This window comes from Vibrio sp. dhg (assembly GCF_003443775.1).
GTDB classification, from domain to species: Bacteria; Pseudomonadota; Gammaproteobacteria; order Enterobacterales; family Vibrionaceae; genus Vibrio; species Vibrio natriegens.
Window position 1 is genome coordinate 2,153,997 of sequence record NZ_CP028943.1, and the last position, 21,566, is coordinate 2,175,562.

General features: G+C 44.4%; 16 protein-coding genes and 1 tRNA gene. 10 read left to right on the forward strand and 7 right to left on the reverse strand.

Annotated features, from left to right (window positions below):
- Positions 1 to 91: 91 nt before the first annotated feature.
- Entirely contained in the window at positions 92 to 775 is a 684-nt protein-coding gene (locus DBX26_RS09900; protein ID WP_065297150.1) for an SDR family oxidoreductase, read from the forward strand.
- Positions 776 to 928: 153 nt separating this feature from the next.
- On the opposite strand, the gene adhE is transcribed toward DBX26_RS09900, so the two are convergent.
- Positions 929 to 3,631 carry a bifunctional acetaldehyde-CoA/alcohol dehydrogenase gene (gene adhE, locus DBX26_RS09905; RefSeq protein WP_014232554.1) on the reverse strand — a complete coding sequence of 901 codons (2,703 nt, stop codon included), beginning with the start codon at positions 3,629 to 3,631 and terminating at the stop codon, positions 929 to 931.
- 702 nt (positions 3,632 to 4,333) lie between these two features.
- Here adhE and DBX26_RS09910 point away from each other — a divergent pair.
- Together DBX26_RS09910 and DBX26_RS09915 are read left to right on the forward strand one after the other, a co-directional pair.
- Positions 4,334 to 4,972: a YchE family NAAT transporter gene (locus DBX26_RS09910; RefSeq protein WP_014232555.1), complete on the forward strand. Its 639-nt coding sequence runs from the start codon at positions 4,334 to 4,336 to the stop codon at positions 4,970 to 4,972.
- A gap of 35 nt (positions 4,973 to 5,007) precedes the next feature.
- Positions 5,008 to 5,880, forward strand: coding sequence for an ion transporter (locus DBX26_RS09915; protein WP_020334532.1), 873 nt, complete (start codon positions 5,008 to 5,010; stop codon positions 5,878 to 5,880).
- Between the two features lie 33 nt (positions 5,881 to 5,913).
- Here DBX26_RS09915 and asd read toward each other — a convergent pair whose 3' ends face one another.
- Complete coding sequence (gene asd / locus DBX26_RS09920; protein ID WP_014232557.1) at positions 5,914 to 7,029, reverse strand: aspartate-semialdehyde dehydrogenase; 1,116 nt, start codon at positions 7,027 to 7,029, stop codon at positions 5,914 to 5,916.
- Positions 7,030 to 7,460: 431 nt separating this feature from the next.
- On the opposite strand from asd, the gene nhaC reads away from it, so the two are divergent.
- A complete protein-coding gene (gene nhaC, locus DBX26_RS09925; protein ID WP_014232558.1) occupies positions 7,461 to 8,894 on the forward strand; it encodes a Na+/H+ antiporter NhaC in 1,434 nt (477 codons plus the stop codon).
- A gap of 80 nt (positions 8,895 to 8,974) precedes the next feature.
- Here nhaC and DBX26_RS09930 read toward each other — a convergent pair whose 3' ends face one another.
- The 3 genes from DBX26_RS09930 to yejK form a co-directional block, all read right to left on the reverse strand.
- Positions 8,975 to 10,138, reverse strand: a complete 1,164-nt coding sequence (locus DBX26_RS09930; protein WP_118118991.1) for a chemotaxis protein — start codon at positions 10,136 to 10,138, stop codon at positions 8,975 to 8,977.
- Positions 10,139 to 10,246: 108 nt separating this feature from the next.
- Entirely contained in the window at positions 10,247 to 11,539 is a 1,293-nt protein-coding gene (locus DBX26_RS09935; RefSeq protein ID WP_118118993.1) for an Hpt domain-containing protein, read from the reverse strand.
- A gap of 214 nt (positions 11,540 to 11,753) precedes the next feature.
- Entirely contained in the window at positions 11,754 to 12,752 is a 999-nt protein-coding gene (gene yejK / locus DBX26_RS09940; protein WP_014232561.1) for a nucleoid-associated protein YejK, read from the reverse strand.
- A gap of 85 nt (positions 12,753 to 12,837) precedes the next feature.
- On the opposite strand from yejK, the gene DBX26_RS09945 reads away from it, so the two are divergent.
- The 3 genes from DBX26_RS09945 to DBX26_RS09955 all read left to right on the forward strand — a co-directional run bounded on the left by DBX26_RS09945 (position 12,838) and on the right by DBX26_RS09955 (position 15,142).
- The gene (locus DBX26_RS09945; RefSeq protein ID WP_014232562.1) at positions 12,838 to 13,065 is read left to right on the forward strand and encodes a YejL family protein; all 228 of its coding nucleotides are present in this window, start codon (positions 12,838 to 12,840) and stop codon (positions 13,063 to 13,065) included.
- A gap of 22 nt (positions 13,066 to 13,087) precedes the next feature.
- Positions 13,088 to 14,896, forward strand: a complete 1,809-nt coding sequence (locus DBX26_RS09950) for a DUF3413 domain-containing protein (RefSeq protein WP_014232563.1) — start codon at positions 13,088 to 13,090, stop codon at positions 14,894 to 14,896.
- Positions 14,897 to 15,051: 155 nt separating this feature from the next.
- Positions 15,052 to 15,142 (forward strand) — tRNA-Ser (locus DBX26_RS09955).
- A 337-nt stretch (positions 15,143 to 15,479) separates the two neighbouring features.
- Here the strand turns inward: DBX26_RS09955 and DBX26_RS09960 are convergent.
- Together DBX26_RS09960 and DBX26_RS09965 are read right to left on the reverse strand one after the other, a co-directional pair.
- A complete protein-coding gene (locus DBX26_RS09960; RefSeq protein WP_118118995.1) occupies positions 15,480 to 16,349 on the reverse strand; it encodes a Fe(3+) dicitrate ABC transporter substrate-binding protein in 870 nt (289 codons plus the stop codon).
- The gene (locus DBX26_RS09965; protein WP_254063475.1) at positions 16,349 to 18,475 is read right to left on the reverse strand and encodes a TonB-dependent siderophore receptor; all 2,127 of its coding nucleotides are present in this window, start codon (positions 18,473 to 18,475) and stop codon (positions 16,349 to 16,351) included. Before DBX26_RS09965 ends, DBX26_RS09960 begins: the two co-directional genes overlap by 1 nt.
- Positions 18,476 to 18,805: 330 nt before the next feature.
- Here DBX26_RS09965 and DBX26_RS09970 point away from each other — a divergent pair, with 330 nt between their 5' ends.
- From DBX26_RS09970 to fecE, 3 genes are read left to right on the forward strand one after another with little or no spacing between them, the layout of a single operon-like run.
- Complete coding sequence (locus DBX26_RS09970) at positions 18,806 to 19,807, forward strand: iron ABC transporter permease (protein WP_065299999.1); 1,002 nt, start codon at positions 18,806 to 18,808, stop codon at positions 19,805 to 19,807.
- Entirely contained in the window at positions 19,804 to 20,772 is a 969-nt protein-coding gene (locus DBX26_RS09975; protein WP_118118997.1) for an iron ABC transporter permease, read from the forward strand. The genes DBX26_RS09970 and DBX26_RS09975 overlap by 4 nt, the downstream gene beginning before the upstream one ends.
- A complete protein-coding gene (gene fecE, locus DBX26_RS09980; RefSeq protein WP_065297167.1) occupies positions 20,772 to 21,536 on the forward strand; it encodes a Fe(3+) dicitrate ABC transporter ATP-binding protein FecE in 765 nt (254 codons plus the stop codon). Before DBX26_RS09975 ends, fecE begins: the two co-directional genes overlap by 1 nt.
- Positions 21,537 to 21,566: the final 30 nt, after the last annotated feature.

Genomic DNA, 21,566 nt, shown 5'->3' on the forward strand with positions numbered 1-21,566 from the left:
TTAGTTTGAAGCTTTTCACACTGAGCCGTTTGAAATTAATCCATGCTGATAGCACAAACCACTGGTTTATACGGAGCTGTGTAGGTGTTATATGGATATCAAAGAATCAATTATACTCGTCACATCAGCAGGTTCAGTCATTGGCAGAACATGCTCTAGCCACTTTGCCCACCTCGGCGCCACGTTGATTCTATGTGATCAAAATGCCGACTCGCTTAAGGAAAGTTACGAGCAAATTAGCGCGTTTACCAATAAGGTTTTCGCCATGCACGTATGCAGTGACGACACAACTTCGATCAACTTGTTATTTGACCAAATAGAATCCGAACTTGGCGCAACACCAGATGTGGTGGTCAATTGCTGGACCAGCTCCCCAATGCCGAGCTTAATGGCGCCAGAACCAATGAGTATATATATCGACCATCTTTCTTCTGCTGCTCGTTTTCTTTATACCTATGGGCAAGTTGCCGCAGATCGTTTCCGTAGCCGGAATAAGAAAGGCGTTATTGTTAATGTGATTTCGCATGATAACCACGAAGATCTGACTGGCGTAGAAAGTTTGGCGGCGTTGGTATCTGGGTTCACTCATAGCTGGGCAAAAGAGCTGACTCCTTTCAATATCAGAGTCGGCGGTGTAATCCCATCGGTCTCTCATACCAAAGAAGATTTAGACGCGATCCATTGGGCGGAAATCCAGGACGAGCTCGTACGTAATACTGAGTACATCGTCGCGAATGAGTACTTTAGCGGTAGAGTCGTATCTACCGAAGTCTAAAAAATGGTATCTGTTTGATTCGTCATCAATACAGGAATGCGCTTGAAGGTTGAACAAAGAAGATAAAAAAAGCCCCAGTCATTTGACTGGGGCTTTTAACTTTTCCCGATTAAGGTTTCGTGCTAGCGAAAACCTTGTTCAAACAACGCTTACTTACGCGTCTGCTTTTTCTTTTTTAGCTTTAGGAGCAGGTTTCGCTGCTTCTTGGTCTGCTTTCTTCTTGATTACAGTAGTACCTTCGAAAGTTTCACCTTCAACGAAAGCTTTACCGTAGTAAGAAGCAGTCAGAACTTCTTTCAACTCGCTGATTAGTGGGTAGCGAGGGTTCGCACCAGTACATTGGTCATCGAACGCTTCAACCGCTAGCTCATCCAGTTTCGCGAAGAAGTCAGCTTCAGCAACACCAGCCGCCTGAATAGACATTGGGATGTCCAGGTTAGCTTTTAGCTCATCCATCCATGCTAGTAGACGTTCAATCTTCTGAGCAGTGCGGTCACCAGCTTGGCTTAGGCCTAGGTGGTCAGCAACTTCAGCGTAACGACGACGTGCTTGTGGACGGTCGTATTGAGAGAACGCAGTTTGCTTAGTTGGGTTATCGTTCGCGTTGTAACGTACAACGTTAGAGATAAGCAGTGCGTTAGCCAAACCGTGTGGTACGTGGAACTCAGCACCTAGTTTGTGCGCCATTGAGTGACATACACCTAGGAATGCGTTCGCAAATGCCACACCAGCGATAGTTGCTGCGTTGTGTACTTTCTCACGAGCGATTGGGTCGTTTGCACCGTTCGCGTAGCTAGATGGTAGGTACTCTTTTAGCATCTTAAGTGCTTGAAGAGCTTGGCCATCTGAGTATTCGTTCGCTAGAACAGATACGTAAGCTTCCAGAGCGTGAGTTACTGCATCGTAACCACCGAATGCGGTTAGCGACTTAGGCATGTTCATAACAAGGTTCGCATCAACGATAGCCATGTTAGGAGTTAGCTCGTAGTCCGCTAGTGGGTATTTAGCGCCAGTCTTGTCGTCAGTAACAACCGCAAATGGAGTAACTTCTGAGCCCGTACCTGAAGTTGTTGTGATACAAACAAGCTCAGCTTTTTGACCCATTTTAGGGAACTTGTAGATACGTTTACGGATGTCCATAAAGCGCATTGCAAGCTCTTCGAAGTGCGTTTCTGGGTGCTCGTACATTACCCACATGATTTTCGCAGCATCCATTGGTGAACCACCACCTAGCGCTAGGATCACGTCTGGTTGGTAGCTTGCCATTTGAGCAGCACCTTTCTCTACTACAGACAGTGTTGGGTCAGCTTCAACGTCGAAGAACGTTTGAACTTCCATGCCTTGTGCTTTCAGTAGTTTCACTACGTCATCTGCGTAACCGTTGTTGAATAGGAAACGGTCAGTTACCAGGAATGCGCGTTTCTTACCTTCTAGGTCGCCAAGCGCGATTGGAAGGCTACCGCGACGGAAGTAGATTGACTTAGGTAGTTTATGCCACAACATGTTTTCAGCTCGCTTCGCAACAGTTTTCTTGTTGATTAGGTGTTTAGGACCTACGTTCTCAGAGATAGAGTTACCACCCCATGAACCACAACCTAGCGTTAGAGAAGGAGCAACGTTGAAGTTGTACAAGTCACCGATACCACCGTGAGTAGTCGGGATGTTGATTAGGATACGAGCCGTCTTCATCTTGTCACCGAAGTAACGGATACGGTCTGCGTTAACGTCTTGGTTAGTGTACAGACCAGAAGTGTGGCCGATACCGCCGATTTCAACCATTGTTACCGCTTGAGCAACCGCGTCTTCGAAGTTGTCAGCACGGAATAGACCTAGCGTTGGAGACAGTTTCTCGTGAGCGAATGCGTCGTCGTAAGAAACTTTACCCAGACCTTCACCTACTAGAACTTTAGTGTCCGCAGGCACTTTAACGCCTGCCATTTCAGCGATAGCCGCTGCTGGTTGGCCAACGATTTTCGCGTTTAGTGCGCCGTCGATAAGCAGAACTTTACGAACTTTCTCTGCTTCAGCTTTGCTTAGTACGTAAGCTTTGTGCGTTGCGAAACGCTCTTTCACTTCGTCGTATACTTCGTCAACCACGATTGCAGCCTGCTCAGAAGCACACACTACGCCGTTATCGAATGTTTTAGACATTAGGATAGAAGCCACTGCACGTTTGATGTCAGCCGTTTCATCGATAACAACTGGAACGTTACCTGCACCTACACCGATTGCTGGCTTACCAGAAGAGTATGCGGCTTTAACCATGCCTGGACCACCAGTTGCAAGGATAAGTGCGATGTCATCGTGTTTCATTAGAGCGTTTGAAAGCTCAACTGAAGGCTGGTCGATCCAACCAATGATGTCTTTTGGCGCACCCGCTGCTACTGCTGCATCCAGAACTAGTTTCGCTGCATCGTTAGTAGAGTTTTTCGCACGTGGGTGTGGCGAGAAGATGATACCGTTACGAGTCTTCAGAGAGATTAGAGATTTGAAGATCGCAGTCGAAGTTGGGTTAGTGGTTGGTACGATACCGCAGATGATGCCTACAGGCTCAGCGATAGTCATCGTACCTAGGTTGTCATCCTCTTCCAAGATGCCACAAGTCTGTTCGTCTTTGTATTTGTTGTAGATAAACTCAGAAGCGAAGTGGTTCTTGATTACTTTATCTTCAACAATACCCATACCAGATTCTTCAACCGCTTGCTGCGCTAGAGGGATACGAGCTTGGTTAGCTGCAAGAGAAGCGGCACGGAAGATTTTGTCTACTTGCTCTTGAGAGTAAGTAGAGAACTCTTCTTGCGCTTTCTTAACGCGGGCAACCATTGCATCTAGTTCAGCCATATTAGTTACAGGCATAGGGATTCTCCTAAAATTAACAAATATTAAAAACTTTTTAGTAAGGCTATTGCTTATCTCTTTTTGCTGCTTATCAGCCACTTAACAAACAAACGACTTAGTAAATTGCTTTCATGGCTGAGTATAATGTTTCAAAGCATGAAAATAATTGACTTGGATCAGTTCTCATCCTCGAAATACCACCAAAGTGTAGTATAAGCGACAGGTATAATTATAACCAACTGATAATAAACAACTTTAGACCTTACAAACCATAGAACAAAAAAGCAGCAAACAGACAAAAAAATTAAATTAACTACACCAGACTGTAAAAAAGTTTCATTTTTAGACATAAAAATTACATGTACGCCTAATTTAATGTGCTACTAATAGTATATAGAATTACCTCACCTCTCTGCAATCGCCCTTTGTTTTTAATCAAAAGTGCACCATTGTGAATGTTTGTGTAAAACACAACTGTTAAACAATAGCACTCCATGCAACATTTGATTTGCAGATTAGATACAGATTTTTAAAAAATTAGTTTTTCTCACAAATAGTATGGGAAATACGTTAGTTTTTTTCATTTCTACTGGGTGGTGTTTTCACTTACATTTAGCGTCCAACGTCATATCGTCTGAATAGAGTGTCTTTAACTTCAAACGATTTAGATAACCTACTCTCTCCATTTTTCACTTATGTGAATGTTTATGAGAATGCACTATGCAAACTTTTGAGCTCGCTATTTTCTTACAGTTTTTTTTAGGTCTGGTTGCTGCCGTTAACCCAGTTGGTATCATGCCAGTGTTCGTCTCTCTGACAGGCCACATGACACCTGAAGAAAAGAGTAAAACAGCCACAACCGCAAACATCGCCGTTGCAATAATCCTTTGTATCTCGCTACTCGCAGGTCAGCTCCTGCTGGACATGTTCAGCATTTCTCTGGATTCATTTCGAGTTGCTGGCGGATTGCTGCTGCTAAGCATCGCATTCTCAATGATGAGTGGTAAGCTGGGTGAGGATAAACAAAATAAACAAGAGAAATCTGAATACGTCAGTCGTGAACAGATCGGGGTTGTTCCTTTAGCAATGCCTCTAATGGCGGGACCGGGTGCAATCAGCTCGACTATTGTTTACGGAGCTCGCTACCCAAGTATGCTAGATACGGTAGGCATTAGTATTACTATTGGGGTGTTCTGTTTTTGCTCATGGTTGCTGTTCCGCTCTGCTCCATTGATCGTTCGCTTTTTAGGCCAAACAGGGATCAACGTAATCACCCGTATTATGGGCCTGATCCTTGGCGCACTTGGCATTGAGTTCATCGCTAATGGGTTACGTAACCTATTTCCCGGATTAGCCTGATATTCCATAAGCTTGTATGATAGAGCGATTCAACCATGGATCGCTTTGTCATGAAGACTCACTCTCTGAAAAATACACTCTACGTTACCATTTTTGGTACGCATACCAAGGCTGGTCGAACGTTTGATATCGTATTAATTATTGCGATATTAAGCTCACTGGCTGTTCTGGTACTCGACTCTATTCCTGCGGTGCAAGCTGAATGGGCAAAGGAGTTAAAGTACCTGGAGTACACCTTTACCGGCCTGTTTACCATCGAGTACCTTCTTCGCCTATATTGCTCACCTAAACCCGCCGCTTATGCAAAAAGCTTCTACGGGATTGTTGATTTACTGGCGATTCTGCCAACCTACTTAGTGCTATTCTTCCCATCAGCGTCATTTATGGGCGTGATTAGAGCACTGCGTGTGTTGCGTATTTTCCGAATTTTAAAGTTAGTACGCTATCTTCAAGATTCTAATGTTCTGCTTCGGTCATTACTCATGGCTCGCAGAAAAATCTTCATCTTTTTCAGTGCAGTTGCCATTCTAGTAACCATATTTGGGTCACTGATATATATCGTTGAGGGGCCAGAAAATGGTTTCACCAGTATCCCAAAAAGCATTTACTGGGCCATCGTGACCATTACCACGGTTGGGTACGGTGATTTGGTTCCCCAAACCAACCTAGGAAAAGCACTGGCTTCAATAACGATGTTGCTGGGTTATTCGATAATCGCCGTGCCGACAGGAATCTTTACCGCAGAGTTGCACCAAGAAATTCAATCACATAAAGAATTGGTCAAATGCCCAAACTGTTCGCAAGCAGGCCATGATCCAGACGCCATCTACTGCAAGCACTGTGGTAGTGAACTTGCCGATCCGGACAAACGTGTCGTTCGGGGCGAAAGCAAAAAAAAGAGCTCCTAATGAGGAGCTCTTTTCATCAAAAATAGAGAAACGTTATGCTTTCTCTTGAAGGATAATTCTTAGTGTACGACGTAGAGGCTCAGCTGCGCCCCATAGCAATTGGTCACCAACTGTAAACGCGTTCAGGAAGTCATCACCCATCGCCATTTTACGTAAACGACCAACTGGTACAGACATCGTGCCAGTAACTTTTGCTGGTGATAGCTCTTGCGCCGTGATGTCTCGCTCGTTTGGAATCACTTTTACCCAATCGTTGTGAGTAGCAATGATCTCTTCGATTTCATCCATTGGCACATTTTGCTTCAGTTTGATAGTCAATGCTTGTGAGTGACAGCGCATCGCACCGATACGTACACAAGTACCATCAATAGGAACTGGTGAGCTTTGAGAACCAAGAATCTTGTTTGCTTCTACGCCCGCTTTCCACTCTTCTTTGCTCTGACCATTATCACGTTTCACATCTATCCACGGGATAAGCGAACCAGCTAGTGGCACACCAAATTTGTCAGTTGGGAAAGAAGCGCTGCGCATCGTCTCTGCAACTTTCTTATCGATATCCAGGATAGAGCTTGCTGGGTTGGCAAGTTCTGAGCTCACTGAATCATTGATCACGCCCATTTGAGAGATCAGCTCACGCATGTTTTGTGCACCTGCGCCAGAAGCCGCCTGGTACGTCATCGCGCTTGTCCACTCAACTAAGCCTTTCTCGAACAGGCCGCCAAGACCCATTAGCATCAAACTTACTGTACAGTTACCACCAACAAACGTGTTAGTGCCACCGTGGATGCCTTGCTGGATTTGCTTCAGGTTTACAGGATCCAGTGTGATGATTGAATCTTCTGCCATACGCAGAGTAGAAGCAGCATCAATCCAGTAACCTTTCCAACCAGCTTGACGAAGTGCTGGGTACACTTTTTCAGTGTAACCACCACCTTGACACGTAATCACCGCATCAAGCTGTTTTAAACTTTCAATATCAAACGCGTCTTGTAGTAAGCCTGCGTCTTTTCCTAAGTTAGGAGCAGGAATACCAATTTGAGAAGTACTGTAGAATACTGGTTCGATTAGATCGAAGTCTTTTTCTTCAACCATGCGCTGCATCAGGACTGAACCTACCATACCGCGCCAACCAACTAAACCAACTCTCATCGCCTTAACTCTCCATGTATTAAAAACCTTCTCCCATAGTTCAATTTTCGCAGCAAAATCTCAAGCCCTAATTTGTAAATGAGCGCAATTTTTAACGTTTTCTACCGAAAAATTGCTTTAGAAGTAATTTTTGAGCATTTGAACTCCGTGGAATCGTCATTTATAAGTAGGAAAAGTTATTTTTTACCCGCATTGGTCTTACCACTCTTTTATCTGTAACATTTGAAGCACATTATTTTCACACCACAAAACATTTAACACCAATTTTATTAAACATATCTAGAAAATAACTTCACATGCAAACGTTTAACTCGCCCTAGATCAACATAAAACACCAAAGATTCGAAATATAATGCTGGTTACTGTATGTTATGCCGCTATTACAACAAGGAGCGTCTTCTTCTATTGCTCCACGATATACAGAGGCACGTATGAAGCAAGTTACAACACGCCTTCCTAACCTGATTCAGGTATTTATCTCGTTAGGTTTATTCCTTCTTTTGGCATTTTCGTTCACTGCTAAACTCGATCTTCCAATCCAACTGGCGCTGTACATTGGTTGGTTCATTATTATGCTATTGGGCATAAAGCTGGGTCATCAGTATAAAGACCTTGAAAAAGCAGCATTAAATGGTATTTCTAATGGCTTGGGTGCGGTTTTAATCCTCCTTGCCGTAGGTGCACTTGTTGGCACCTGGATCTCCGGTGGCATTGTTCCGACCATCATTTACTACGGGCTACAAGCTATTCATCCATCCATCTTTTTGCTCGCTACGATGATCATCTGTTCTTTAACAGCATTGGCAACGGGTACATCTTGGGGTGCGGCTGGTACTGCGGGTATTGCCATGATGGGAATTGGTCAGGGTCTTGGTGTTCCTGCTCCAATTACAGCGGGTGCGGTTCTCTCTGGATGTTACTTCGGAGATAAAATGTCGCCGTTGTCTGATTCTGTAATCCTTGCTTCTTCCATGTCTAACGTCGAAGTGATGGAGCATATCAAAGGTATGTTACCTATTGCTCTGATCAGCTACATCATCACTGGCATCATGTTCACCGCATTTGGCTTTCACTATGCAGGCCAAGTCGATATGAGCCAGGTAGACTCTGTGATCAAAGCGATGGAGCAACAGTTCTACATCACACCTTACTCGTTTGTGCCAGTGATAATCGTGCTTGGCCTACTGGCGATGCGCATGCCTTCTTTCCCCGTTATCAGCTTTGGCTCGTTACTGGGTATCATCTGGGCAGTCATGATTCAGGATGTAGATTTTCTGACGGCATTCAATACAGCGTGGGCGCCATTTGCGATTTCGTCTGGTGTTGATTTCATCGACTCTATTCTAAACCGAGGCGGTATGTCGTCTATGCTAGGCTCCGTTGCCGTGATCGTATTTGGTTTGGGCTTTGGTGGCTTGCTGGATAAAGTTGGCGTGTTAGAAACCATTGCGAAGCTATTTGAAAAACGTGTCCAGAGCTCTGGTTCATTGGCAACCAGCACCATTGGTACCGCATTTATGGGTAACGTATTTGGTTCAGCAATGTACGTGTCTCTCATCCTGACGCCAAAAATCTGTGCTAAAAACTACGACCGTCTTGGTTACAAACGCAAAAACTTATCTCGTAACGCAGAGTTCGGTGGCACCTTAACCTCTGGTATGGTTCCTTGGAGTGACAACGGCATCTACATGGCAAGTATCCTAGGTGTCGCGACCCTGTCTTACGCACCGTTCATGTGGCTTAGCTTTGTCTGTATCATTGTGACAATCATTAGCTCTTACATGGGATGGTTCGTTGATAAGTGCGAGCCAGTGGCAGAGTCTACCGCACAAGAAGAAACGGAATTACAACAACAAACGGCTTAATACCGTTTACTGATATCAAAAACAAAAGAGCGCCAAGGCGCTCTTTTTATTTATGCTGAATTCAGGTAAATGCAGTCAAACTAGCTTTCTTTTATGTTTGCTTTGACGGATGCCCGCTTGCCCAGTACATAGCCAAGACCTAGCGGAGCAAAGAAGATCGCGATAACGAACAGAATGAAATAAATAATGGTGCTTCTGACAAGCTCAATCAATTTTGTCATTGCCAAATCGACAACCTGTTGAGAGACGCGATCGATGTCTTGTGCAAATTTTTCTCTTTCATGAGTAATAATCAACGCAATCTCCTGGCGCTCTCTCGCCACCATTTCTTCTAGCGCCTGACGCTCTTCACCTAACTGAGATAGACGGGCTTCGGTTTTCATATCGATATCGTCAACCAGAGGCTGAAGTTCAAGTGCCATTTGCTCAGCCAAATAACGCATATATTCTGGGTTATTATCGATAAAGTCTCTCATCGAATCGGCTGTCACTTGCAGGCTATTTAGCGCCGCGTTGACTTTTTCAATGCTGGCTGAGCTGTTTAATGCCAGTAATTGTGCCTTCCATGTCATGATCTTTGGTGCTTGTTTAGACGCTAAACTTAACCGATCAGACACATCCCCCAGAGCTTCTGGCATTGTTCCTAACGTCATTACGGCTTCTTCCTCACTAATTTGAGAAAATTCCAACCATGCCCGGTAGGCTGGCGTTCTGATCATACTCAGGTCAGCAAAGGGATGTTGCTTGACGAAATTAGCCACAAACGGTTTTGTATTGTCATACACTTCTTTTTTCAATATGGATTGAGCGAGCTTGTCGACTTCATTCGCCAAATGCTCAGAGACGTTTTTGGCTTCATCCGTGGCAAACAGATTGCTGCCTGCTCCTGTAGCAAAAAACTCGTCGACTTGATGCGCGAATACCCACGTATCAATCAAGCCAGCCATAGGGGTGACCTGATAAGCCGAAGCCTGTAAGCCTTCTTCCGCGTTTATTTTCCATAACAGGAGGTAAGATTGGTTAATTTGGTCGTTGGGGTCATACTTCGCTTCTAAAGAATCAGCAGCTTGCTCTACCTGAGCAAAATATTGCAACGCATATTCTCTCGTCAATATACGCATATTGAGCTCTTGCTTGGTAAGCGGTACGGTTTGGCTATCAATTTTCACTGATAAAAGTGAACATCCAGAGATTGTCATAGCCACCCACATAACCATCATTGAAAATATTCGATGAGCAGACATGGTATTACCTTTAATAAATTGGTGTAGAACAGGAATCAAGACGAACTGAGAAACAGTTCAGTGCGCCCTTGAATACCTCAACCTCTAACGGTTTAAGTCAGAGTAATATCAATCTGTTAGCGTTTTTTGTATCTTTTCACTTTTGAGAACACGCTTTGCAAAAAGTATGGTTTGCTCCAATATATCCTTCAACTTATTGAGCTTACTTTCCGGTACGTTTTGTTTTTCTTTAATCAATAGCTCAATATCACCCGATATGGAACTTAAAGGCATCGCTCCCAGACTGCCTGAAACGCCTTTCAGACTATGTACGACTCTTTGAGCTTGTTCTTTATCGGCGTTCAACAATTGACATAACTTCACGCCGTCGTTGGAATGGTCCTGAATAAACACTTCTAACAACATATGAACGGCTTCTTCGTCGCCAGACAAAGATTCAAGCATCTTGTTAATGTCAATATAGGGAACGTCAACCAACGCAGGCGTTTTTTCTGAAGATGAATGGGTAACTGTTACTTGTTGTTCATTTTTCTTCGATGATCCTTCATCGATGCTAATGTTAGGCTTATCTGTCTGAAGAAGATCCGCACTGGTATCCGTTACCTTTATTCTGTTCAGGTTATTAGGCTCTTTTTTGCCGAAAGCAGTCCAGGTGACGACCCATAAAAATAGTCCGCTTACTCCGCCAAACAATACGATTAGCTGCGTGAGTGCTCGCTCTAGGGTCATATTCGTCGTTGCTAGCTGATTCGCTAAGTCAGGTTTGAGTAGCTGCTTAGCTAAATAACGTCCTTGCGCGTTCGCGGCGAGTACATTTGAGGTTTGCGCGAGTCGGCGTTGAAACGCCGAGCGCTCTTCGACAATTAATGAATCCGATTCAATGAAGAGAGAATCGAGCTCGCGGTAAGTGTCTGCACTTGTGGTTGAATCACTGAAAATTGACTCTAATACCAGCGCCCCCAAGCGATAATACATTGAGTGAACTTTTTCTGAGTTGTTGCCTCTGGCACGACTGTTTCGCAACTGCTCTGCGAGTGAAACCAATTCATGATCACTGCCAATAAAAGCATGCGCATTTTCAAGAAAACGATCCGTAGCATAGAATAACTGGGTTAAGTCCGGGGGAAATATACCGCCCGAAGATTCATGCTCAAGTTGAAGGCGAACGGCATAAACAAGCTGGAGTTTCAGAGCAGTTGGGTCTACGTGCTGCACGCGATTGGTCAGTTCGAAATTAAAAAAATTACGAACTTCCTCTATTTTACTTCCCAACTCATTAACGGTTGAAAGCATTTGAATGGTTTGCTTCGATTGCTGCCAAAAGCCAACCGCTAATACACACCATAAAATGAATAGAAGCCAAACATAACGTCTTAAACTTGCCTTTAATTGCTGCAACACCTAACCCTCGCATATTTCCATTAATAACAAGGATATATCATTATCTTTCAAGATACAGGGTTCTTAGCGTTGACACGGGCGTAAGCTCAAGAAAAAACGCTACGCAATGGCAAGGTTTCATTCATTGTGGGCAAATACCATTCGCGATATTTGACGCACATAAAAAAAAGAGAGCCTAAGGCTCTCTGATTTGAATTGTCACTCGTCGTTTCGATTAACTGCGACTCAACTGATCTTTTAAGTTCGGTGGCGTTCCTTTGATCGTTAATGTATCGGTCTCTGGATCATAAAAAATACGCTCACCAAGAAGTAAGCTGTCAAAGCTGATGTTTAAACCACCGCCCGCTCCAACGTACTTGGTTAACTTACGAACCGTTGCACGATCACCAGGGAATGACTCTTCAAGTTCGTAACCTTGCTCTTTAGTGAAGTCCATAAAGCTGGTGCCATCCTGACTAGGTGGTAATTCACCAGAAAGCTCAGAGACTTGCACTTCTTCGCCGGATTTGATCTGCTCGTTACAGTAATCGTAAACTTGTTTTTTGTACTCGTTTACTTCCTGCTTTTCTAACTTTGAATCAGCACAAAAATCATCAACGGCTTGCATCAATACCAAGTTTTGTTGCTTTGTATCTAACCCAATATCTGCCTGAAGGAAGTCGAGGAAAAAGTCTGCTACTTTACGCCCTACCCGACCTTTAATGTACGACAGATAACGGTTGGACTCTTTGTCAGTGTCGTAGCTCGACAAATCAATTCGTGCCGCGATATCCATTTTCGTAATGTCTAAGTAGTCGGTCGCACTAATGTCCAGGCCTTCAGTTACTTTCAGACTTTGATTCATTGGCAAAATACCAATAAACAAATAATCCGTCGCAAGGCTCTGATACTCGGCGAAAACCAAAATGCCTTCGTCTGCGAATGGGTACTTAATTAACTCTTCTTTCAGTCGATTTGCACTAATTTGTGAGAAATCATAAAAATCTCGCTCACCTTTGCGCATTTCTTGAAGCCAAAACTGAAATTCGCTGTCTGACTGGAAAGAACCAAAACCTTTACCAGCTTTAGAATGGAACACTCGATGAAGTTCCGCGACAAGGTTTTCAGTCGACGAATCATTTTCTAGTGATGCGGGACGAAGTTTAACAACCAGTTCGTCCTGATCGTTTTTGCATAATTGATGCAGAATAACGTTTGAAAGATGAAGGCTCATAGTGATTTTATCTTGCTACAAGGTTTTAGTTGATGGGCATTGTAGGTTATCATAAGCCGCTTTTACTATCATTATTAGAGTCTTTATGCCGATTACATCTAAATATACTGACGAACAAGTAGAGAACATTCTTGCGGAAGTCGCGTTAGTTCTTGAAAAACATGCAGCTTCACCTGAGTTAACACTAATGATTGCCGGAAATATCGCAACCAATGTCTTAAATCAACGAGTTGCCGCTTCACAACGTAAAGCGATTGCTGAAAAATTTGCTCAGGCACTGATGTCTTCATTAGAAACACCAAAAACACATTAATAACGGATAATTAGACACATACATGGTAGACAGCGGAAACTCATACGGCGAACGTGTATCTCGACTGGTAGGTTGGGGACATTGGTTTGCATTCTTCAACATTGTTGCTTCAATGTTGATAGGCACACGCTATATTACTCAATCGCCTTGGCCTGAGACCTTGCTCGGTCAGTTTTACCTGGCAATCTCTTGGGTTGGCCATTTTGGCTTCCTTGTTTTCGCTCTTTACTTGCTGGTTCTATTCCCGTTGACGTTTGTCCTGCCATCTCGGAAACTATTCCGCTTGGTGGCAGTGATATTTGCTACGGTCGGTCAGACTATTTTATTGATCGACACCCAAGCCTATCAGTCGATCAACTTACACCTGACCCCCGTGGTTTGGGAGCTTTTATTTAGTGATGATAAAAGCGTTTTAAGCTCAGATCTGCAACACCTGTTTGTTGTGATGCCATTCATCTTCCTGATCCAGCTTGCGCTTTCAGAGTGGGTGTGGCGAAAACAACGTAAACTTTCTCATAAACACGTTGGCCGCCCGCTGGCTATACTGTTCTTCTTGAGTTTTATGACCAGTCATTTGGTTTACATCTGGGCGGATGCTTATTTCTACAACCCAATTACCAGTCAACGCGCTAACTTCCCGCTTTCATACCCAATGACAGCGAAAAGCTTTATGGAAAAACACGGCTTATTGGATCGTGAAGAGTACCTAAAACGCTTAGCTGAAAACCAAGGTAATGTAGAACTGGTTAACTACCCGCTTGAAAAATTAGAGTTCAATCGCCGCGTAAACAAACTTAACGTTTTGATGATCAGCGTGAATAATTTGAGAGCGGATGCATTAAATGAACAAGAGATGCCAAACCTTTATGGGTTTGCGCAGGAAAATCAGAATTTCCGCAACCACTATAGTTCAAGCAATGACACCTATGGTGCATTCGGTTTGTTCTATGGTCTGCCAACCAGTTACGCTTCAAGCATTCAGGCACAAGGCTCTTCACCTGTCATGCTTGATGTCCTGAAAGAACAGGGTTACAGCTTTGGTTTATTCAGTGGCAATGGCTTTGAAGATGATCTTTATTCAGAGATCATTTTCAGAAACTTGAACTTGGCTGAGAAACTAGACGGACAACAAACGCACACTGACAAACAGTCCATCTCAGATTGGAACACATGGCTGGTAGAGAACGCACAACAGCCTTGGTTTAGCTACATCGAAGTTACCGCAGTTGATAACTTTGAATCGATTCCTTCAAATACAGATGAAGAAATGCCAGCCAGCGAACGATTCAAAAAAGCGTACGAGTTTGCGGTTAAATCAGCGGATAATACCGTTGCCAGCATTATTAACGAATTAAAAGAAACGCACTTACTCACAAACACCGTGGTTATCATCACTTCAAATCACGGCAGTGAGTTCAACGAAACCAACACCAATAGTTGGGGTGCGAACAGTAACTACAGCCGTTATCAGCTGCAGGTACCAATGGTGATTCATTGGCCAGGCAGACTAGCAGGTGATTTTACTCATAGCACCAGCCACTTGGATCTTTCGGTCACGTTGCTTCAAGACATGCTTGGGGTTTCATCGAACCCTTATGATTACAGTAGTGGCCGCAACTTATTCGATGAAAGTCGTCGACGCTGGATATTGGCCGGAGACTCAAGAGAATTAGCGTTAATCACCAATACGCAAACCACGGTTATCGATAAGTTTGGTAACTACAAGCTGTACGACAAAGACTACAAGCGTCTGCGTGATGACAGCCCTAAAATGCCGGTGCTAATGCAGGGTTTAACGGAGTTACAGCGCTTTTATACCAAGAGCAATTAATACTGTTTTTACGCGTTTCATTCAAAAAAGCCCTCTAATGAGGGCTTTTTGTTTACTAAAGCAACAAACAACACAAAATTGATCAGTAAACAGCCAAACAGATCGATTTAGGGTTTACAAGTTTTTCAAAGCCTTATATTATTCGCGTCAACAACGGAGAGATGGCTGAGTGGTTGAAAGCACCGGTCTTGAAAACCGGCATACGTTAATAGCGTATCTAGGGTTCAAATCCCTATCTCTCCGCCACATTTAGTAAAAAGGCCGCTAAGAAGTTAGCGGCCTTTTTCGTTTCCACAGTTTTAAAGGGATTTGTACTAAATCCCTAGTTGGATGCAACCCCAGCACTCCGCCACATTTAGAAAGCCTGCAAAGAAATTTGCAGGCTTTCGTCGTTTTAGCCTATGTGAAAATTTTACGGGATTTCTAAATCCCTAGTTGAGCGCAACCCCGAACTAGGCGTCCCCGAACTCAGCCACATTTAGAAAAAAGGCCGCTAAGAAGTTAGCGGCCTTTTTCGTTTCTACCGTTTTAAAGAAATTTGTCCTCAACCCTCAGTTGGATGTAACCCCAGCCCCACTCGCAGCTAAGTCGAAGTCTTTTCGATTATTGTATCGAGCTCTTTAGCAATTGACTCTGCGGCGAGTATGCCTCTGTTAAGTGACCAAAGCTCAGGTGACACCTGTATCTCTTGCCCAGTTTTATTGATTTTTAACAGTTTAAAAAGCGGACTCTTATGCCAATTATCTAACACCGCATAGCCCGCCCTTTTACTGTAAAAGAGCCAATCTGGATTTACTTTCAGCAGAACTTCTAGGTTTGCTTCCATTAAATGGCTCTGTTTGAGATCGGGTAGCGCGGGCTGAAGGCCGAGGTAACTTAATAAACTTCCGGTATAAGACAGTGGGCCATGCATCCACATGCCCCTTTCATTAACGTTGGCAAACTGTACCGTTCCGTTAGCTTTAAACTTGCCTTTGTAAGACGCCATAAGCTCACGATGCTTGGCCAAACGCGCTTTCATTTCCTGCTCTTTACCGACGGCTTTACCAATCGCTAAGGCAGACTCAAGTCCTTCTTGATAGGTTTCTCCTCTGCTTTTGAGCAAAATTGTCGGAGCGATTTGAGACAAATCATGCAGACTAATTTTATGACGATAGCTGTCAGCAATAATTAAATCTGGCTTAAGCTGAGCGATGACTTCCAAGTTTGGCTGGGAACGCATACCGACTGAAGTCCAAGGCTCAATGAGATCCCTCACCTGTGGAATTATTCTGGTCGGGTCTTTGTCGTCAGCCACGCCAACAGGTGAAATGCCAATAACTGCCAACGCATCAACAAAAGAGTACTCCAACACGACTATTCTTTTAGGTGCAGTATCTTTGGGCGTAGAGGCGGCTTGTACCGTGCAAGCGTACAGTACAAGCAAACTAGTTAATAAGCGTATGAGCGCCATTAAAATTTACCTGACACACTCAAGGTAACGTTACGCGGGTCGCCCAGGTACAATCGATGGCTGTCCGTTCCGCCTACGTAATACTCTTCATCAAGCAGGTTAGCCACATTCAGCGATAGACGGTAGTCTTTTACTTCATAGTGAACACCGACATCAACGGTCATGTAAGCTGGAAGCTCAACTCGATCAGACGGGTCCTCACTGGTGTAACGCGCACCTTCATAGTTGGCCCCCAGGGTTGTACCCACTACACCACCAGCAATTTGGTAAGGGAAGTTATATTTCGTCCAGAAGTAAGCATCATGGTAGGCCGTCATAGGGGTTCTGCTCCCTTGAATACTCGCGTCTGGATTCTCTGAGATTTCAGAGTCTACATAAGCATACCCCAGCTTAACCTGCCAGTTCTCTAGCGGCTTCATCAGTAGCTCGGTTTCCACACCTTTACTGCGCACTTCACCAAGCAATTCGTAATCACCACTGCTGTTTTTCTCTACTACATTGGATTTTTCGATATCAAAATAGGCGATGGTTAAATTACTGTTGTTGCTCAACAAATCGGTTTTCACCCCGACTTCGTATTGACGCCCTTCCTCTGGGTCGAAAGCATCATCGTTGACATTTTTCTTCTCTACGCTGTTTGGATTGAAGCTTTCGCCATAACTGGTGTACAGAGAAGTCCCATCGATAATTTTATAAACGATACCTGCCTGAGAAACGAAGGCATCAGTAGATTGAGTGTCATCCGTCGACTTGCTGACATAGTCGAAATCGACATCTTGACGCATGTAGCGTAGTCCGCCCATCACGGTCCATTTCTCAGTTAGGTACACCGTATCTTGCAGGTATAAACCATAGTTTGTGTAATCAGTAATACGGTGATCCACTTTATACGCGCTTTGATCTCGTCCGGTCACGTCTTGTGGGTTGGTAAAATCTACCGTTGTGGTCGCATAAGTTTCACGCAGGAAATCTCGCTTTTCTAGGCCGATATTTCCACCCAAAAGGAGCTGATGTTCAACGTCACCAGTCCAGAGGCTGCCGGTAGTGCGAACATCGACGAAGTGATATTCACGCTTATTGACTTGATCTCGGTCGCGTACTTTAACCAAGCTGGTCGAGTCAACCACATCTCTGGTTTCATGTAAGTCACGAGTGTCCTCATGCCACACACTACGCCAATCGACAGTCAGGTCGAAACCATTAATCAGCATGGTGTTGTAACTGGCAAACGCAACCAGCCCTTCATCTTCGTCCGTATCATCAGACGACTGGTAGTGCGTATCAATGGAAGCCACCTGGTCGATATCATTGTTCAGTGCCACCAGCCCGTCGTCAGCAACACGATGTTCTGACTGCAGTTCCAGACCAAAGGTGAGTTCAGTTAATTCCGATGGACGATAAGTCAGTGTCGGGAATAAGTAGTAATTTTGTTGGTCAACATCGTCACGGTATGAGTCTGCGTTTTCGCCACTGATAATCAGGCGATACATCCAGGTTTTGCTTGCATTTAACGGCCCGGTAGCGTCAATTGTCCCGGTAAACCCGTTATCGTCGCCGAAATCACTCACGTCGGTCGCGTATGTTGTTGCCGACACATCATAGCTAAACGAGGCGGTATCTTGCGGCTTCTTAGTAATAATATTGACCATACCACCGGGCTGGATTTGACCATACATGATAGAAGCAGGACCTTTGAGAACTTCTACTCTTTCTACATTTGCTGTTGTCGGCGATCCAAATCGAGATGCGAGACCCGGAAGGCCGTTAACTTGAATGGTATTAAGATCGGCTGGCATACCACGCAGCGTAAAGCCGTCGGCATCTACATTAGAGCGGGTTAAACCCGTGGTGTATCCATAGGCATCATCCAATGTCGTCGCTCGGATATCCTGCAAGAACTGCTGGTTGATGACGTTAACCGTTTGTGGCGTGTCTAACGGGTCAATATCCGTTTTGGTTGCGGTCGTTACTCTAGGGTTCAAGTACGAGTTTTGCTGGCCAAAAACCACCATACTCTCATCCACACTTGCTACCTCTGCGGTAGTATTTTCTCCGGCGAAAACAACGGAGCTAAGCCCCATTGTAATTAATAAACTCTGGGTGATTGTGTTTACAGCAAATCTCATAAAACGGCTCAATTAAGTTAACTTTATTGCATATAAATTCATTATTATTTTGTTTCATTTGTACATAATTGGATACAAAATGAAGCTGGATATAATAATTATTATCATTATCAATTCAAGTTAAACTTAACTTAATGAGTCTGTTTGTGTTTGAAGCCGCCATCTACCGCTTGAAATTATTACCACAATCCACAATGCATAATAAAAACAAGCGGTCAGCAAATGAATAAGTGCAATTGATTACGATTATCACAAAGGTTACACTCGATGAACTTTTATTCCTTGTGGCTTGTAACCATTTTTAGCCTGAGCGTTCATACGTAGTAATCGATGCGAATTTTTTCCTCCACTCTTTATCTCTGGATACCATTGATTTTATTATCACTTGTAGGATCTTGTTATTCTCTTACCGCCTGGTCTAGTTTTCCGCTATCGGTCTCTCACATATACCAGTATCTGTTTGAATTTGATCCTATGAGTATGGAGCAACAAATCATTGCTTCGATTCGTATGCCCAGAGTGCTGGCTGGTCTTTTGATTGGCGCAAACCTAGCCGTCGCAGGATTAATGATGCAGGGGTTGACCAGAAACCCACTCGCTTCCCCTTCCATTTTAGGGATCAATGCAGGCGCAGCCTGTTTAATGGCACTGGCAAGTATCGGCGTTCCCTTTTTAGAAACTATGCCGGGTGTATTAATAGCCTCAATTGGTGGCGTTCTCAGCGGCGCAGTTGTATTAACACTGGGTGGCTTCTTTTCTGCAAAGCCCCACCCTCTCAAGCTTGTGCTAGCAGGGATTGCCATCAATGCACTTCTAGTCGGTGTGACCAGAGCGGCGGTGATCCTGGCCGATGATAAAGCGTATTCCATCATCAGTTGGCTGGCTGGGTCTCTTTCTTCTGTCGAATGGCAACAATGGAATACATTATGGCCAACCAGCGTATTAGGATTGATTGTGTCTCTTTTTGTCGCGAGACAGCTGAATCTCCTTGCGCTGGGTTCAGACGTTGCCACCAGCCTGGGAATAAATATTAGACTTACCAGGGCACTGACTTATCTCGCCGTCGTTTTACTTACCGCCTCCAGCGTCGCAGTCGCGGGGCCAATTGGCTTCGTTGGTATGCTCGTCCCTCATATTGCAAAAAGGTTCGTCGGTAACGACTTTATAACCCTCATTCCAGCGAGTGCGTTACTTGGTGCTGCATTGATTGTTTGGGCTGATGCTTTGTCGCGAGCAATTGCTTTTCCTGCCGAAACTCCGGTTGGCGTAATTACAGCCCTTATCGGAACGCCTTGCTTTGTGTTTTTAGCCATGAGAAGTCAATCTTCATGAACAACATAAGACTCACTCTGCTCTCTTCGTCACTCCTGATTATCGCGAGTCTAAGCCTGATTGTGGGAGCGTCTGATATTTCTATAAGTCAGATCTCTACGACCCTACTCAGCGGTGGAGAGTTTGACTTCACTATTAATCAATATCGTTTACCACGTATCGTGCTCGCTATAGGCGTTGGAGCTGGTCTGGGTTTATCCGGTATGTTGGTACAAGGCGTGATCCGAAATCCGCTCGCATCACCAGATTTAATGGGGATAAGTGCCGGCGCAGGGTTAGCAGCAACGACCTTGTTGGTGATGTTTCCGCAAGCCCCGACACACTACTTACCTCTGGCCGCTCTAGTCGGTGGTTTCACTGCCGCCGGAATGATTCTGCTCGTCAGCTACAAAATACAGCCAACTGCGGCAAGACTGGCGTTAATCGGTATCGCGATCAGCGCGTTTCTATCCAGCTTTATTGATTTTTTGATGGTGGTACACCCGATAGAGATCAACACAGCCATGGTTTGGTTGACGGGTAGCTTGTGGGGAAGAAACTGGGAGCAAGTCCCTTTTATATGGATAACGCTCGCTATCATGGTTCCGTTTTCCTGCTGGTTAGCCTGGCGATTGGATGTAATGGGGCTGGGAGAAGATAGCGCGACCTCACTTGGTATTAAACCGCAGCGCATCAAATTACTCTCACTGATTAGTGCCGTTGTTCTTGCCAGCGTCAGCGTGTCGGTATGTGGCACGATTAGCTTTGTTGGATTACTGGCTCCGCATTTAGCAAGAATGCTATTTGGTCATAATCATAAATTGCTTGTGCCAAGCGCTGCCTTACTTGGCGCACTAATGGTATTGGTATCCGACACGTTAGCAAGGGGAATACACCCTCCTTTGGAACTTCCAGCCGGCGTATTAACGTCTTTAATTGGCGCACCATATTTTATTTTCTTACTGCAACGCTACAAGGGGTGGTGATGATAGCTGCAAATAATTTAAACGTTTCTTATGGTGACAAAATCATTATTGAAGCGCTCAATCTCACGCTGCCTAAAGGCAAAATCACCGCGCTTATCGGTCCCAATGGATGTGGTAAATCGACCTTATTAAAAACCCTGGCTCGAATTAATATGCCAACCAAAGGTGAGGTTTTGCTTAATGGAAAGGCATTGAAATCATACCGTGACAAACACCTGGCACAAGAAATGTCTTTATTGCCTCAGGTGTTAGAAACGCCAGAGGGAATCACAGTAAAACGCCTGGTTGAATACGGTCGCTCACCTTACCTTTCTCACTGGGGTAAATTAGGTGAGCATGACAACAACATGGTCGCGAGTGCAATGCGAGAAACAGGCGTAGATGACTTGGCGGAACAAACGGTTGAATCGTTATCCGGAGGACAAAGACAAAGGGCCTGGATAGCCATGATTCTGGCGCAAGACACCAATATTGTGATGCTTGATGAGCCCACTACCTACCTGGATCTTTCGCACCAGATTGAGCTGATGAAGATCATGCGTGAGATGAACAACAAAGGAAAAACGGTGATCGTTGTATTGCACGACTTGAATCAGGCATGTCGCTACTGTGATCACTTAGTTGTACTCAAAAAAGGCCAGCTGATTGCTCAAGGTTCGCCGGATGACGTTTTCACTGAAACCCTTCTTAAGGACGTATTTTCACTCGATGCGCGAGTCATTCAGGATCCTGTCGCTAATACCCCGATGTGCATTGCCCACTAAGTAATAGAACCCTGATAAGAGACATTCTCT

Coding starts and splice junctions, on each gene's coding strand:
- DBX26_RS09970 (WP_065299999.1), top strand. CDS start 18,806: ATGCGAATTTTTTCCTCCACTCTTTATCTCTGGATACCATTGATTTTA.
- DBX26_RS09910 (WP_014232555.1), top strand. CDS start 4,334: ATGCAAACTTTTGAGCTCGCTATTTTCTTACAGTTTTTTTTAGGTCTG.
- DBX26_RS09965 (WP_254063475.1), bottom strand. CDS start 18,475: ATGAGATTTGCTGTAAACACAATCACCCAGAGTTTATTAATTACAATG.
- yejK (WP_014232561.1), bottom strand. CDS start 12,752: ATGAGCCTTCATCTTTCAAACGTTATTCTGCATCAATTATGCAAAAAC.
- DBX26_RS09945 (WP_014232562.1), top strand. CDS start 12,838: ATGCCGATTACATCTAAATATACTGACGAACAAGTAGAGAACATTCTT.
- fecE (WP_065297167.1), top strand. CDS start 20,772: ATGATAGCTGCAAATAATTTAAACGTTTCTTATGGTGACAAAATCATT.
- DBX26_RS09950 (WP_014232563.1), top strand. CDS start 13,088: ATGGTAGACAGCGGAAACTCATACGGCGAACGTGTATCTCGACTGGTA.
- asd (WP_014232557.1), bottom strand. CDS start 7,029: ATGAGAGTTGGTTTAGTTGGTTGGCGCGGTATGGTAGGTTCAGTCCTG.
- DBX26_RS09960 (WP_118118995.1), bottom strand. CDS start 16,349: ATGGCGCTCATACGCTTATTAACTAGTTTGCTTGTACTGTACGCTTGC.
- nhaC (WP_014232558.1), top strand. CDS start 7,461: ATGAAGCAAGTTACAACACGCCTTCCTAACCTGATTCAGGTATTTATC.
- DBX26_RS09975 (WP_118118997.1), top strand. CDS start 19,804: ATGAACAACATAAGACTCACTCTGCTCTCTTCGTCACTCCTGATTATC.
- DBX26_RS09930 (WP_118118991.1), bottom strand. CDS start 10,138: ATGTCTGCTCATCGAATATTTTCAATGATGGTTATGTGGGTGGCTATG.
- DBX26_RS09900 (WP_065297150.1), top strand. CDS start 92: ATGGATATCAAAGAATCAATTATACTCGTCACATCAGCAGGTTCAGTC.
- adhE (WP_014232554.1), bottom strand. CDS start 3,631: ATGCCTGTAACTAATATGGCTGAACTAGATGCAATGGTTGCCCGCGTT.
- DBX26_RS09915 (WP_020334532.1), top strand. CDS start 5,008: ATGGATCGCTTTGTCATGAAGACTCACTCTCTGAAAAATACACTCTAC.